Here is a 14,816-nt window from a genome sequence, read left to right as displayed (position 1 = left end):
ACTACGGTATAATTCTTGTACCGTAGTGCAATGTAAGCCAGGTGAGGTTCTTTGGTTGTTGTCGTCAGGTCAATAATAACGGTGCGTTTTTGTCGACTTTAAGGCAGTATGTAACGGCGCAACAAGAGTTTAGCCCTCAGGTTTACGCTTTTTTGTCATTGGTAGTCTGACCGTTTTATACTGTCTGACGAAGGTTAACTGACCAGATGTTTCGCGGTGTGGGTGAGCATTGTGACTCGCCGGCGCCAGAACCCAAATTTACGCAGCTGTAGCGAATGAATACTGAAGCCACGCACGACAAAAATGAAGCACTCTCCACCGGCGTTCGTCTGCGCAATGCCCGTGAACAACTCGGATTCAGCCAACAGGCAGTCGCGGAACGACTGTGCCTGAAGGTCTCCACGGTACGCGATATTGAAGAAGATAAGGCACCAGCCGATCTCGCTTCAACATTCCTGCGTGGGTACATCCGTTCTTATGCGCGTCTGGTGCATATTCCTGAAGAAGAACTGTTGCCAGGGCTGGAAAAACAGGCTCCAGTTCGCCCTGCTAAAGTCGCGCCGATGCAGAGCTTCTCGCTCGGTAAGCGTCGTAAAAAGCGCGATGGCTGGTTAATGACCTTCACCTGGCTGGTGCTGTTTGTCGTTGTCGGACTGACAGGCGCCTGGTGGTGGCAGAACCATAAAGCGCAGCAGGAAGAGATCAGCACCATGGCCGATCAATCTTCTGCTGAGCTGAATGCCGGTAAAGACACTGCGCAGAATGTACCGTTAGATACCAGCGCCGCAGCAGGTCAGGAGACGACGCCGACTGCAGATGATGGCGCAGTGGCGGACGCCGCGCCATCGACGGATGCTCCTGCAACCCCGGCGCCAGCCGCGGATACGCAACAGAATGCTGTTGTAGCGCCGTCTCAGGCCAATGTGGATACCGCAACCGCAGCGCCAACAAATGCGGCCCCGCTGCCGACTGACCAGGCGGGTGTAAGTACCCCAGCAGCCGATCCTAACGCACTGGTAATGAACTTTACCGCCGATTGCTGGTTGGAAGTAACCGATGCGACCGGTAAAAAATTGTTCAGCGGTATGCAGCGTAAAGACGGTAATCTGAATTTGACCGGTCAGGCGCCGTACAAACTGAAAATTGGCGCTCCGGCGGCAGTGCAGATTCAGTTCCAGGGTAAACCTGTCGATCTGAGTCGTTTTATCAGAACTAACCAGGTTGCACGTCTGACCGTTAATGCCGAACAATCACCGGCTCAGTAACAGACGGCAATGCGGGAGATTTTTTAATGCATAACCAGGCTCCAATTCAACGTAGAAAATCGACACGCATTTACGTTGGGAACGTGCCGATCGGCGATGGCGCGCCCATCGCCGTACAGTCTATGACCAATACGCGCACCACTGACGTGGAAGCGACGGTTAATCAGATCAAAGCGCTGGAACGCGTAGGCGCAGATATTGTTCGTGTCTCTGTACCGACAATGGATGCTGCAGAAGCGTTCAAGCTTATCAAACAGCAGGTTAATGTCCCGTTGGTTGCCGATATTCACTTCGACTACCGTATCGCGCTGAAAGTGGCGGAATACGGCGTTGACTGTCTGCGTATCAACCCAGGCAATATCGGTAATGAAGAGCGCATCCGTATGGTAGTAGACTGCGCTCGTGATAAAAATATTCCTATCCGCATCGGCGTAAACGCCGGATCGCTGGAAAAAGATCTGCAGGAAAAATACGGTGAACCGACGCCGCAGGCGCTGCTGGAATCCGCTATGCGTCATGTGGATCACCTCGATCGTTTGAACTTCGATCAATTCAAAGTCAGCGTTAAAGCCTCTGACGTTTTCCTCGCCGTAGAATCCTATCGCCTGCTGGCGAAACAGATCGATCAACCGCTGCATCTGGGGATCACCGAAGCCGGTGGCGCACGTAGCGGGGCGGTGAAATCCGCGATCGGTTTAGGGTTGCTGCTATCAGAAGGGATCGGCGATACGCTGCGTGTTTCTCTGGCTGCCGATCCGGTGGAAGAGATCAAAGTGGGCTTCGATATTCTGAAATCGCTGCGCATTCGCGCGCGCGGGATCAATTTCATCGCTTGTCCAACCTGCTCACGTCAGGAATTCGACGTTATCGGTACGGTTAACGCGTTGGAGCAACGCCTGGAAGATATCATTACGCCAATGGATGTTTCGATCATCGGCTGTGTGGTAAACGGTCCTGGCGAAGCGCTGGTTTCTACGTTGGGCGTGACGGGCGGTAACAAGAAAAGCGGCCTGTACGAAGACGGTGTGCGTAAGGACCGACTCGACAACGACGATATGATCACACAGCTTGAAGCTCGTATTCGCGCTAAAGCGAGTATCCTGGACGAAGCGCGCCGTATCGACGTGCAGCAGCTTGAAAAATAACAACGTGATGGGAAGCGGCGTGCTTCCCGTGTATGATTGAACCCGCATGGCGCCCGCATTGTTCGGGTTAGCGCTGAGGGTTCATTTTTATATTCATAAAGAGAATAAACGTGGCAAAAAACATTCAAGCCATTCGCGGCATGAACGATTATCTGCCTGGCGAAACCGCCATCTGGCAGCGCATTGAAGGCACACTCAAAAACGTGCTCGGTAGCTACGGTTACAGTGAAATCCGCTTGCCGATTGTAGAGCAGACCCCGTTATTCAAACGCGCGATCGGTGAAGTTACCGACGTGGTTGAAAAAGAGATGTATACCTTTGAGGACAGAAATGGCGATAGCCTGACTCTGCGTCCTGAAGGGACTGCGGGCTGCGTACGCGCCGGCATTGAACATGGTCTCCTGTACAATCAGGAACAGCGTCTGTGGTATATCGGGCCGATGTTCCGCCACGAACGTCCGCAGAAAGGACGCTATCGTCAGTTCCATCAGTTGGGTGTCGAAGTGTTTGGCCTGCAGGGGCCGGACATTGATGCTGAACTGATTATGCTGACCGCTCGCTGGTGGCGCGCGCTGGGTATTTCTCAACATGTTAGCCTGGAGCTGAACTCAATTGGTTCGCTTGAAGCCCGTGCTAACTACCGTGATGCGCTGGTCGCCTATCTGGAACAGCATAAAGAGAAACTGGACGAAGACTGCAAGCGTCGCATGTACACCAACCCGCTGCGCGTGCTTGACTCCAAAAACCCAGAAGTGCAGGCGCTGCTCAACGACGCACCTGCGCTGGGTGATTATCTCGATGACGACTCTCGCGAGCATTTCGCGGGTCTGTGCAAACTACTGGAATCCGCAGGGATTGCCTACACCGTTAATCAGCGTCTGGTTCGTGGTCTTGATTACTACAACCGCACCGTATTTGAGTGGGTTACCAGCAGTCTGGGCTCGCAGGGCACCGTGTGTGCCGGTGGTCGTTACGACGGTCTGGTAGAGCAACTGGGCGGTCGTGCAACGCCAGCTGTGGGCTTCGCCATGGGCCTGGAACGCCTTGTTTTATTAGTTCAGGCAGTGAATCCGGAATTTATTGCCTCCCCTGTTGTCGATATATACCTGGTTGCTTCAGGCACAGACACGCAGTCGGCGGCAATGCGGCTTGCGGAACGTCTGCGTGATGAAGTTCCTGGTGTGAAACTGATGACCAACCACGGCGGCGGCAACTTTAAGAAACAGTTTGCCCGTGCCGATAAGTGGGGCGCCCGCGTTGCACTGGTACTGGGTGAGTCCGAAGTGGCTGACGGTACTGTTGTAGTGAAGGATTTGCGCTCTGGTGAGCAAACAGCAGTAGCGCAGGATGGCGTTGCCGCGCATTTGCGCACTCTACTGGGCTAAGGAGAAGGACAGCGTGGAAATTTACGAGAACGAACACGACCAGGTTGATGCGGTAAAACGCTTCTTTGCCGAAAACGGCAAAGCGCTGGCGGTTGGGATAATTTTAGGGGTTGGCGCACTGGTTGGCTGGCGTTACTGGACCAGCCATCAGACGGAGTCCGCACGCTCTGCTTCTCTGGCATACCAAAATACGGTGACCGCGGTTAGCGCGGGTAAAGCGGATAGCATTCCTGCGGCAGAGAAATTTGCAGCAGAGAATAAAAATACCTACGGCGCGTTAGCTTCACTGGAACTTGCGCAGCAGTTTGTTGACCAAAATGAACTTGAGAAAGCTGCAAGCCAGCTGCAACAAGGCCTGGCTGCAACCAGCGATGAGAATCTCAAAGCGGTGATTAACCTGCGTCTGGCTCGTGTTCAGGTTCAGCTTAAACAGGCTGATACCGCGCTGAAAACACTCGACACCATTAAAGGTGAAGGGTGGACGGCCATTGTTGCCGATCTGCGCGGTGAAGCGTTGCTGAGCAAGGGCGACAAACAAGGTGCGCGTAGCGCATGGGAAGCGGGTGTGAAAAGCGATGCCTCTCCTGCTCTGAGCGAAATGATGCAGATGAAAATCAATAATTTGTCCATCTGAGAGGGACCCGATGCAATTGCGTAAATTACTTCTGCCAGGGCTGCTTTCCGTTACCCTATTGAGCGGCTGTTCACTGTTTAGTGGCGAAGAAGATGTCGTTAAGATGTCCCCATTGCCGGTGGTTGAAAACCAGTTTACTCCGTCTACGGACTGGAGCACTTCCGTGGGCAACGGTATTGGTGATTTCTATTCCAATCTTCATCCTGCGCTGGCGGATAACGTTGTCTATGCAGCCGATCGCGCAGGTGTCGTGAAAGCGCTGAACGCAGACGACGGCAAAGAAGTGTGGTCTGTTAATCTGGGTGAGAAAGACGGTTGGTTCTCCCGTGCATCTGCACAGCTTTCTGGCGGCGTAACCGTGTCCGGTGGTCATGTTTACATTGGCAGTGAAAAAGCGCAGGTGTATGCGTTGAATACCAGCGACGGTACCACCGCATGGCAAACGAAAGTTGCCGGTGAAGCGCTGTCCCGTCCGGTTGTGAGCGATGGTATGGTATTAATCCACACCAGCAACGGTCAATTGCAGGCGTTGAACGAAGCTGACGGCGCCATCAAGTGGACCGTTAACCTCGACATGCCATCCCTGTCTCTGCGTGGCGAATCTGCCCCTGCGACGGCCTTTGGCGCAGCAATTGTTGGTGGTGATAACGGTCGCGTAAGCGCCGTGCTGATGCAGCAGGGCCAGATGATTTGGCAGCAACGTATTTCTCAGGCGACAGGCCCAACGGAAATCGATCGTCTGAGTGACGTTGATACCACGCCGGTTATCGTCAATGGCGTTGTTTACGCGCTGGCTTATAATGGTAACCTGACCGCGCTCGATCTGCGCAGTGGCCAGATTATGTGGAAACGTGAACTGGGCTCGGTAAATGATTTCATCGTCGATGGAAACCGTATCTACCTGGTCGATCAGAACGACCGCATACTGGCGCTGACCACCGACGGCGGTGTGACGCTGTGGACGCAAAGCGATCTGTTGCACCGTCTGCTGACGTCTCCGGCATTGTATAACGGCAATTTGGTTGTGGGCGATAGCGAAGGCTACCTGCACTGGATTAACGTTGAAGATGGTCGCTTTGTTGCCCAGCAGAAAGTCGACAGCTCCGGTTTCCTGACCGAGCCAGTCTCTGCGGATGGTAAACTGCTGATCCAGGCGAAAGACGGTACGCTGTACTCCATTACGCGTTAATCGTCCTGGCCGCTCGCTTTGAAAAACGGCTCCTGGTGCAGGGGCCGTTTTACTGTTTTTAACAACGGCGCAAAAATGTGCGCGTTGTCTGATGATTTTTTAAATGAGGCTTTAAACATGGTACCTGTGGTCGCGCTTGTCGGGCGCCCTAACGTTGGCAAATCCACGTTATTTAACCGTCTAACTCGCACCCGAGATGCGCTGGTTGCGGATTTCCCGGGTCTGACTCGTGACCGTAAGTACGGTCGTGCGGAAATTGAAGGCCGCGAGTTTATCTGTATTGATACCGGCGGTATTGATGGTACGGAAGACGGTGTTGAAACCCGCATGGCTGAACAGTCTCTGTTGGCTATCGAAGAAGCGGACGTTGTACTGTTTATGGTGGATGCGCGTGCTGGCCTGATGCCAGCGGATGAAGCCATTGCTAAACATCTGCGTTCACGCCAGAAACCGACGTTCCTGGTGGCCAACAAAACGGACGGACTGGATCCCGATCAGGCGGTTGTTGATTTCTACTCGCTGGGTCTGGGTGAAATTTATCCGATTGCTGCCTCCCATGGTCGCGGCGTTCTCAGCCTGCTGGAGCATGTTCTGCTGCCGTGGATGGATGACGTTGCACCGCAGGAAGAAGTCGATGAAGATGCGGAATATTGGGCGCAACTGGAAGCCAAAGAAAACGGTGAAGAAGAGCCTGAAGACGACTTCAACCCGCAGGATCTGCCGATCAAGCTGGCGATTGTCGGGCGTCCGAACGTAGGTAAGTCCACACTGACTAACCGTATCCTCGGCGAAGACCGCGTGGTGGTTTACGACATGCCAGGGACCACGCGTGACAGCATTTATATTCCGATGCAACGCGACGAACGTGAATATGTGCTGATCGACACCGCTGGCGTGCGTAAGCGCGGGAAAATTACCGAAGCGGTAGAAAAATTCTCAGTCATCAAAACGCTGCAGGCGATTGAAGATGCCAACGTGGTCATGCTGGTGATTGATGCGCGGGAAGGTATTTCCGATCAGGACCTGTCGCTGCTGGGCTTTATCCTCAATAGTGGGCGCTCACTTGTTATTGTCGTCAACAAATGGGACGGCCTGACGCAGGAAGTGAAAGAGCAGGTCAAGGAAACGCTGGACTTCCGTCTGGGCTTTATTGATTTTGCGCGCGTACACTTTATCTCTGCGCTGCACGGTAGCGGTGTCGGTAATCTGTTTGAATCGGTCCGCGAAGCGTACGACAGCTCCACTCGTCGCGTTAGTACCGCGATGCTGACGCGTATCATGACCATGGCGGTAGAAGATCATCAGCCGCCGCTGGTACGTGGTCGTCGCGTGAAGCTGAAATATGCCCATGCCGGTGGTTATAACCCGCCGATCGTGGTGATTCATGGCAATCAGGTGAAAGATCTGCCGGATTCATATAAGCGCTATCTGATGAACTACTTCCGCAAAACTCTGGACGTGATGGGGACTCCGATCCGCATTCAGTTCAAAGAAGGGGAAAACCCGTTTGCGAATAAACGTAATACGCTGACGCCGACCCAGATGCGTAAACGTAAACGTTTGATTAAGCACATTAAAAAAAGCAAATAATCGTTGCTGATGTTGATAAAAACCCGCGCTTGTCGCGGGTTTTTTTTCGGTATTCCATCGCCAGCTTCTGACCGTGCGATGTCAATCACTATTCGTTTTTTACCAAGTTTAAATCTAAGAAAGTAGACATTTGTCGAGTTTTCATCTTAAAGTCCGGGGGGTGGTACTAGACAAAACTAGTCTTAGGTTATCAAATGGTTAAATAACTTTTCGCCGCATGTAAAAAATCGGTCAGATACGTAACTGGCTGGCGTACATGCGGTGTATACACGCACGACGACATAACTTTCGGGAGAATTATGCTATCCTCTGTTAATCAAAAAGAAAGCCGAACTTTCTTCGGCCATCCTTATCCGCTCGGCTCGCTGTTCTTCACAGAGATGTGGGAGCGTTTCTCGTTTTATGGCATTCGCCCATTACTGATCCTGTTTATGGCGGCTACCGTCTATGACGGCGGCATGGGGCTGGCGCGTGAAAACGCCTCGGCGATTGTGGGTATTTTTGCCGGTACGATGTATCTCGCCGCGCTGCCTGGTGGTTGGCTGGCGGATAACTGGCTCGGCCAACAGAAAGCCGTATGGTACGGTTCCATCCTGATTGCGCTTGGTCATCTGTCGATTGCGCTTTCGGCCATTATGGGTAACAACCTGTTCTTTATCGGCCTGATGTTTATCGTGCTCGGTTCCGGTCTGTTTAAGACCTGTATTTCGGTCATGGTTGGCACATTGTATAAAAAAGGCGATGCGCGTCGTGATGGCGGTTTCTCGCTGTTTTACATGGGCATCAATATGGGGTCATTCATCGCCCCCTTGATCTCCGGTTGGTTGATTAAAACCCATGGCTGGCATTGGGGCTTTGGTATCGGTGGTATCGGCATGCTGGTGGCGTTAATCATCTTCCGTGTGTTTGCCGTTCCGTCGATGAAACGCTACGACAGCGAAGTGGGACTGGACTCGACCTGGAACAGCCCGGTAGTGAAGCGTAACGGTGTGGGCGCATGGCTACTCGCGCTGGCTGTCGGTGTGGCGATTATCGTTACGCTGATTGCGCAGGGCGTGATTGTGATTAATCCGGTCGCGGTTGCCAGCATACTGGTGTACGTGATTGCCGCCTCTGTTGCGCTCTACTTTATCTACCTGTTCATCTTTGCCGGCCTGAATCGCAAAGAGCGCGCCAGACTGCTGGTTTGCTTTATCCTGCTGGTTTCCGCCGCATTCTTCTGGTCGGCGTTTGAGCAAAAACCCACCTCGTTCAACCTGTTCGCCAACGACTACACTAACCGTATGATCGGTGATTTTGAAATTCCGGCGGTTTGGTTCCAGTCGATAAACGCCCTGTTTATCATCCTGCTGGCGCCGGTATTTAGTTGGGCGTGGCCGAAGCTGGCGAGTATGAACATTCGCCCGAGCAGCATCACTAAGTTCGTTATCGGTATTTTGTGTGCGGCGGCAGGCTTTGGCCTGATGATGCTGGCGGCGCAAAACGTTCTCAGCAACGGCGGAGCGGGCGTTTCTCCATTCTGGCTGGTAGGCAGTATCCTGATGCTGACGCTTGGCGAGCTGTGTCTGAGCCCGATCGGTCTGGCGACCATGACGCTGCTGGCGCCGGAAAGAATGCGTGGGCAAATGATGGGCCTGTGGTTCTGTGCCAGTGCGCTGGGTAACCTGGCCGCAGGTCTGATTGGCGGTCATGTGAAGGCTGACCAACTGGATATGCTGCCGGATCTCTTCGCTCGCTGCTCGATTGCGCTGCTGATCTGCGCCGCGGTCCTGATTGTCCTTATTGTTCCCATTCGTCGCATGCTGGAAAATACGCAAACTAAACCGGCAACCAGCGCCTGATAACACCTCGATTATGCCGGGGCAGAAACTATGCCCCGGTCATTCAATTGATGAGGTATGACGTTTTGTTGGACCTGGGCGACATTCAGCGCAGCGTGTTAAACTCAACGCAAGAATCGATCTCTGTACTGGAGTTGCAATGTCTATCATTTGTCCGGATTGCCACGCTGAACTGGAGCCACAAAACGGTGCGGCGCGCTGTGAGAGTTGCCAAAAAGATTTTCAACTGGAAGCACGTTGCCCAGAGTGCCATCAACCACTCGAAGTACTCAAGGCTTGTGGCGCGGTGGATTATTTCTGTCAGCATGGCCATGGGCTGATTTCGAAAAAACGCGTGGAGTATGTGCCGGTTTAAACCGGCTTTTTCTTCCGCGTTTTTTTCGCCGCCGTTACGCCCCTCACTTCGCTTTCCACCCAGCCATCTGCTAGTCGGGTGGTGATGACATCGCCTGCGCTGACTTGTTTGATCTGTTTCAGTACGCCGCCGCCCGTGGTGGTAGAAACGCTGTAGCCGCGCGCCAGCGTCGCCAGCGGACTGACCGCTTCGAGATGGGTAACCGCGTTGCCGAAACGCTCTCGCTGTTCGCTTATACGTGTGCGTACATTCTCCATCAGACGATATTCCAACTGCTGAATACGGGCTTGTGCGCGATAAATGCGGGGCTGTGGATTTTGTTGATTCAGTCGCTGCAGCATACGTTGCTGGCGCTGATTCGCCTGCTTTATTTGGTTTTCCAGCGCGCTGCTCATGCGCTGACGCAGCCGTTCCAGAGAAGTTTGCTGGCGCGCCAGACGCAACTGCGGGTGCTGCTGCTGGAGGCGGTGGAAAAGCTGCGTGAAACGACGGGTGCGGTTGGCGAGGTAGTAATCCATCGCCATGCCCAGACGCTGCTGGGCAGACTGCACCTGACGCAGCAGCTCTTGCTGGTTACGGCTGACGATTTCCGCCGCCGCCGACGGCGTCGGCGCGCGCAGGTCGCCGACAAAATCGGCGATAGTGACGTCGGTTTCGTGGCCGACGGCGCTAACCACTGGAATGCGGCTGGCAAATATTGCGCGCGCCACGCGTTCGTCGTTAAAACTCCATAAATCTTCCAGCGAGCCGCCGCCGCGCCCGACGATTAACACGTCGCACTCGCCGCGCGCGTTTGCCAGTTCAATGGCGCGAACGATTTGCCCCGGCGCGTCGTCGCCCTGTACCGCGGTAGGGTAGATAACTACCGGCAGCGACGGATCGCGGCGTTTAAGAACGTGGAGAATATCGTGCAGCGCCGCGCCGGTTTTCGAGGTAACCACCCCGACACAGTGGGCCGGGGAGGGCAGCGGCTGCTTATATTGCTGATCGAACAACCCTTCCGCCTGCAGTTTGGCTTTCAGTTGTTCATACTTCTGCTGTAATAGCCCTTCGCCCGCGGGCTGCATGCTCTCAACAATTATCTGGTAATCGCCGCGCGGTTCGTACAGCGTGATGTTGGCGCGTACCAGTACCTGCTGACCGTGCTGCGGACGGAACGTCACCCGGCGGTTGCTGTTGCGGAACATCGCGCAGCGCACCTGGGCGTTATCGTCTTTTAAGGTGAAGTACCAGTGGCCGGAAGAGGGCTGGGTGAAATTCGATATTTCGCCGCTGATCCACACTTGTCCCATCTCCTGCTCAAGCAGCAGACGAACCGTCTGATTCAGGCGGCTTACGGTAAAAATTGAGGCGGTCTGAGAGGATAACATGTGAGCGGGATCAAATTCTAAATCAGCAGGTTATTCAGTCGAAAGTAACATGCTCACAGAGGAGCGCAAGGTTTTTTTGCAAAAAAGTGTGGATGCAATCGGTTACGCTCTGTATAATGCCGCGGCAATATTTAATAACCTCCCAGGTGAGATATTGCCCATGCTACGTATCGCAAAAGAAGCCCTGACGTTTGACGACGTCCTCCTCGTTCCCGCTCATTCTACCGTTCTGCCGAACACGGCTGACCTTAGCACTCAGCTGACCAAAACGATTCGCCTGAACATTCCTATGCTCTCCGCAGCAATGGATACCGTGACGGAAGCGCGCCTGGCGATTGCCCTGGCACAGGAAGGCGGCATCGGTTTTATCCACAAGAACATGTCTATCGAGCGCCAGGCTGAAGAAGTCCGCCGCGTGAAAAAACACGAATCTGGCGTGGTAACCGACCCGCAGACAGTGCTGCCAACCACCACCCTGCGTGAAGTAAAAGAACTGACTGAACGTAACGGTTTTGCGGGTTACCCGGTAGTGACTGAAGACAACGAGCTGGTTGGCATCATCACCGGTCGTGACGTGCGCTTTGTGACTGACCTGAACCAGCCGGTTAGCGTATACATGACGCCGAAAGAGCGCCTGGTGACCGTTCGTGAAGGTGAAGCGCGTGATGTCGTGCTGGCCAAAATGCACGAGAAGCGCGTTGAGAAAGCGCTGGTTGTTGATGACAGCTTCCACCTGCTCGGCATGATCACCGTTAAAGATTTCCAGAAAGCAGAACGTAAACCGAACTCATGTAAAGACGAGCATGGTCGTCTGCGTGTCGGCGCGGCTGTAGGCGCAGGTGCAGGTAACGAAGAACGTGTTGACGCGCTGGTTGCTGCCGGCGTTGACGTACTGTTGATCGATTCCTCTCACGGTCACTCTGAAGGCGTGCTGCAACGTATCCGTGAAACCCGTGCTAAATATCCTGACCTGCAAATCATCGGCGGTAACGTCGCCACTGGCGCTGGCGCTCGCGCACTCGCCGAAGCTGGTTGCAGCGCGGTGAAAGTCGGTATCGGCCCTGGCTCCATCTGTACTACCCGTATCGTCACTGGCGTGGGCGTTCCGCAGATCACTGCCGTTTCAGACGCGGTTGAAGCGCTGGAAGGTACCGGTATTCCAGTTATCGCCGACGGCGGTATCCGTTTCTCCGGCGACATCGCTAAAGCGATTGCCGCTGGCGCCGCTGCCGTCATGGTTGGCTCTATGCTGGCGGGTACCGAAGAGTCTCCGGGCGAAATCGAACTGTATCAGGGCCGTTCTTACAAATCCTACCGCGGTATGGGCTCCCTGGGCGCGATGTCCAAAGGTTCCTCCGACCGTTACTTCCAGAGCGACAACGCCGCTGACAAACTGGTGCCGGAAGGTATCGAAGGCCGCGTAGCGTATAAAGGCCGCCTGAAAGAGATCATTCACCAGCAGATGGGTGGCTTGCGTTCCTGTATGGGTCTGACCGGTTGTGGTACCATCGACCTGCTGCGTACGAAGGCTGAATTTGTGCGTATCAGCGGTGCGGGTATCCAGGAAAGCCACGTTCACGACGTGACCATTACCAAAGAGTCCCCGAACTACCGCTTGGGCTCCTGATAAGTTTCCGCGCCCGGTTTTAAACCGGGCGTTTTGTTATTGTTTCACTTGCCTCGGAATTATCGTCAAATGACAGACAATATTCATAAACATCGCATTCTCATCCTCGATTTCGGATCGCAGTACACCCAACTGGTTGCACGTCGCGTACGTGAACTGGGCGTCTACTGTGAACTGTGGGCATGGGATGTTACTGAAGCACAAATCCGTGAGTTCAACCCGAGCGGCATCATCCTCTCCGGTGGCCCGGAAAGCACCACCGAAGCAAACAGCCCGCGTGCGCCTGAGTATGTCTTCAACGCCGGTGTGCCGGTCTTCGGCGTCTGCTACGGTATGCAGACCATGGCAATGCAGTTGGGCGGCCACGTTGAAGGTTCTAACGAGCGTGAATTCGGCTACGCCCAGGTTGAGGTACAGACCGACAGCGTGCTGATTCGCGGTATCGAAGATTCTCTGACCGCCGACGGCAAACCGCTGCTCGACGTATGGATGAGTCACGGCGACAAAGTAACCGCGATCCCGGAAGGTTTCGTCACCGTTGCCAGCACCGAGACCTGCCCGTTCGCCATTATGGCGCACGAAGAAAAACGCTTCTACGGCGTGCAGTTCCACCCGGAAGTAACCCACACCCGTCAGGGTATGCGTATGCTGGAACGCTTCGTACGCGATATCTGCCAGTGTGAAGCGCTGTGGACTCCGGCGAAAATCATCGACGATGCCGTTGTCCGTATTCGCGAGCAGGTTGGCGACGACAAAGTGATCCTCGGTCTTTCCGGCGGCGTGGATTCTTCCGTCACCGCGATGCTGCTGCACCGCGCAATCGGTAAAAACCTGACCTGCGTGTTCGTGGACAACGGTCTGCTGCGTCTGAACGAAGCCCAGCAGGTGATGGACATGTTCGGCGACCACTTTGGTCTGAACATTGTTCACGTGGAAGGCGAATCGCGCTTCCTGGAAGCGCTGAAAGGCGAGAACGATCCGGAAGCCAAACGTAAGATCATCGGCCGTGTGTTCGTTGAAGTGTTCGACGAAGAAGCGCTGAAGCTGGAAGATGTGAAGTGGCTGGCGCAGGGGACTATCTATCCTGACGTAATCGAATCTGCCGCTTCCGCGACCGGTAAAGCACACGTCATCAAATCTCACCACAACGTGGGCGGCCTGCCGAAAGAGATGAAGATGGGGCTGGTTGAGCCGCTGCGTGAGCTGTTCAAAGACGAAGTGCGCAAAATCGGTCTGGAACTGGGCCTGCCGTACGACATGCTGTACCGTCACCCGTTCCCGGGCCCGGGTCTCGGCGTTCGTGTGCTGGGTGAAGTGAAGAAAGAGTACTGCGACCTGCTGCGTCGTGCGGACGCTATCTTCATTGAAGAGCTGCACAAAGCTGACCTGTACAACAAAGTCAGCCAGGCGTTTACCGTGTTCCTGCCGGTACGTTCCGTTGGCGTGATGGGCGATGGCCGTAAATATGACTGGGTTGTCTCTCTGCGCGCGGTCGAAACTATCGACTTTATGACCGCACACTGGGCGCACCTGCCGTATGACTTCTTAGGCCGCGTCTCTAACCGCATCATCAACGAAGTGAACGGCATTTCTCGCGTGGTGTATGACATCAGCGGTAAGCCGCCAGCCACGATTGAGTGGGAATAAGCCGATAACCTTTCCTGAGTTTTCATGAACAGGTAAAACTGCAATTGACCCTCTGTTTTTACAGGGGGTTTTTATTTGTGTACATTCATGAATTTTCTATGCGGCGCACAGTTCCTGACGGTAAATTTGACGTAATCGTCGAACCAGGTCGAGTCATAAAGAAAGTCATTTAATAATAAAGTCATTTAATAATAATGAATATCCATATTGATTACTTCGGGGACTCCATGTCCTGCTTATTACTAAAACTGGATATATTCTTTGCGGAATTTACAGCGTATATTTCAAGTTGATCGTCATTAGAATGAGATTGCCAAATATCAATAATTTGTGGAAATCACAGCCAGCACGCCTTCACCCGCTTGGTTGATGAGATGCCGCTGCTTCCAGCCGCGACATCTCGTATTGTATAGCCAATTCTGGACGGTTAGTTAGCGTCGGTGTGCTAACGCAAAAAGCGACCTCTCAGCACCTTATTATCCACAATCTCTAACAATACCTGCGGTGATTGGGCTGCCTGGATGCGTTCGCCGAGTTGTGTAAGTAAAACGTTATCAGTGTTAAGCAGATTATCCGTTTGATTTAGCTTGCGTTCTACCTGTAAGGCATTTGCCTGGGTGCTGCTTGCTCGTTCAAATAACGGCTTCATCTTGCTGAGATGATGGGCGACTTTACGTTTTATTTTTTCCCATTGCTGAAATATGCCGTTGCTGGCATTCAGTTCTTTTAAATAGACTTCGCTTGTCAGGACAAATTCTTGGTTGCCGT

Annotated in this window: 12 protein-coding genes; 10 read left to right on the top strand and 2 right to left on the bottom strand. The window is 53.7% G+C overall.

Annotation, left to right across the window (positions count from 1 at the left end; all coding sequences use genetic code 11):
* Positions 1–275 precede the first annotated feature (275 nt).
* The 8 genes from rodZ (at position 276) to KQJ18_RS08950 (ending at position 9,404) form a co-directional block, all read left to right on the top strand.
* Positions 276–1,265 (top strand): cytoskeleton protein RodZ, encoded by a 990-nt coding sequence (rodZ, locus tag KQJ18_RS08985; RefSeq protein ID WP_216421846.1) that lies wholly within the window; start codon positions 276–278, stop codon positions 1,263–1,265.
* 26 nt (positions 1,266–1,291) lie between these two features.
* A complete protein-coding gene (gene ispG, locus KQJ18_RS08980) occupies positions 1,292–2,410 on the top strand; it encodes a flavodoxin-dependent (E)-4-hydroxy-3-methylbut-2-enyl-diphosphate synthase (RefSeq protein ID WP_016154000.1) in 1,119 nt (372 codons plus the stop codon).
* Between the two features lie 110 nt (positions 2,411–2,520).
* Positions 2,521–3,795, top strand: a complete 1,275-nt coding sequence (gene hisS, locus KQJ18_RS08975; protein ID WP_069324459.1) for a histidine--tRNA ligase — start codon at positions 2,521–2,523, stop codon at positions 3,793–3,795.
* Between the two features lie 13 nt (positions 3,796–3,808).
* Positions 3,809–4,429 carry a YfgM family protein gene (locus KQJ18_RS08970; RefSeq protein ID WP_038642608.1) on the top strand — a complete coding sequence of 207 codons (621 nt, stop codon included), beginning with the start codon at positions 3,809–3,811 and terminating at the stop codon, positions 4,427–4,429.
* Between the two features lie 10 nt (positions 4,430–4,439).
* Positions 4,440–5,618, top strand: a complete 1,179-nt coding sequence (gene bamB / locus KQJ18_RS08965) for an outer membrane protein assembly factor BamB (RefSeq protein WP_069324460.1) — start codon at positions 4,440–4,442, stop codon at positions 5,616–5,618.
* 117 nt (positions 5,619–5,735) lie between these two features.
* Positions 5,736–7,208, top strand: a complete 1,473-nt coding sequence (gene der / locus KQJ18_RS08960; RefSeq protein ID WP_038642605.1) for a ribosome biogenesis GTPase Der — start codon at positions 5,736–5,738, stop codon at positions 7,206–7,208.
* 299 nt (positions 7,209–7,507) lie between these two features.
* Positions 7,508–9,049, top strand: a complete 1,542-nt coding sequence (locus KQJ18_RS08955) for a peptide MFS transporter (protein ID WP_216421845.1) — start codon at positions 7,508–7,510, stop codon at positions 9,047–9,049.
* A gap of 139 nt (positions 9,050–9,188) precedes the next feature.
* The gene (locus KQJ18_RS08950; RefSeq protein WP_074458516.1) at positions 9,189–9,404 is read left to right on the top strand and encodes a zinc ribbon domain-containing protein; all 216 of its coding nucleotides are present in this window, start codon (positions 9,189–9,191) and stop codon (positions 9,402–9,404) included.
* Here KQJ18_RS08950 and xseA read toward each other — a convergent pair.
* Positions 9,401–10,774 (bottom strand): exodeoxyribonuclease VII large subunit, encoded by a 1,374-nt coding sequence (gene xseA / locus KQJ18_RS08945; RefSeq protein ID WP_160956109.1) that lies wholly within the window; start codon positions 10,772–10,774, stop codon positions 9,401–9,403. The genes KQJ18_RS08950 and xseA overlap by 4 nt on opposite strands.
* A gap of 160 nt (positions 10,775–10,934) precedes the next feature.
* Between xseA and guaB the strand changes: the two genes are divergently transcribed.
* Together guaB and guaA are read left to right on the top strand one after the other, a co-directional pair.
* Positions 10,935–12,401, top strand: a complete 1,467-nt coding sequence (gene guaB / locus KQJ18_RS08940; protein ID WP_038642597.1) for an IMP dehydrogenase — start codon at positions 10,935–10,937, stop codon at positions 12,399–12,401.
* Positions 12,402–12,470: 69 nt separating this feature from the next.
* Positions 12,471–14,048: a glutamine-hydrolyzing GMP synthase gene (gene guaA, locus KQJ18_RS08935; RefSeq protein ID WP_216421844.1), complete on the top strand. Its 1,578-nt coding sequence runs from the start codon at positions 12,471–12,473 to the stop codon at positions 14,046–14,048.
* Positions 14,049–14,493: 445 nt separating this feature from the next.
* Here guaA and KQJ18_RS08930 read toward each other — a convergent pair.
* Positions 14,494–14,816: hypothetical protein (locus KQJ18_RS08930; RefSeq protein WP_216421843.1), on the bottom strand; the 323-nt coding region annotated here is incomplete at its 5' end.

Source organism: Citrobacter sp. S55_ASV_140 (genome assembly GCF_018919505.1).
GTDB classification, from domain to species: Bacteria; Pseudomonadota; Gammaproteobacteria; order Enterobacterales; family Enterobacteriaceae; genus Citrobacter; species Citrobacter werkmanii.
The sequence above is the reverse complement of the archived record's forward strand: the minus strand, read 5'-3'. Positions and strand labels throughout refer to the sequence as shown.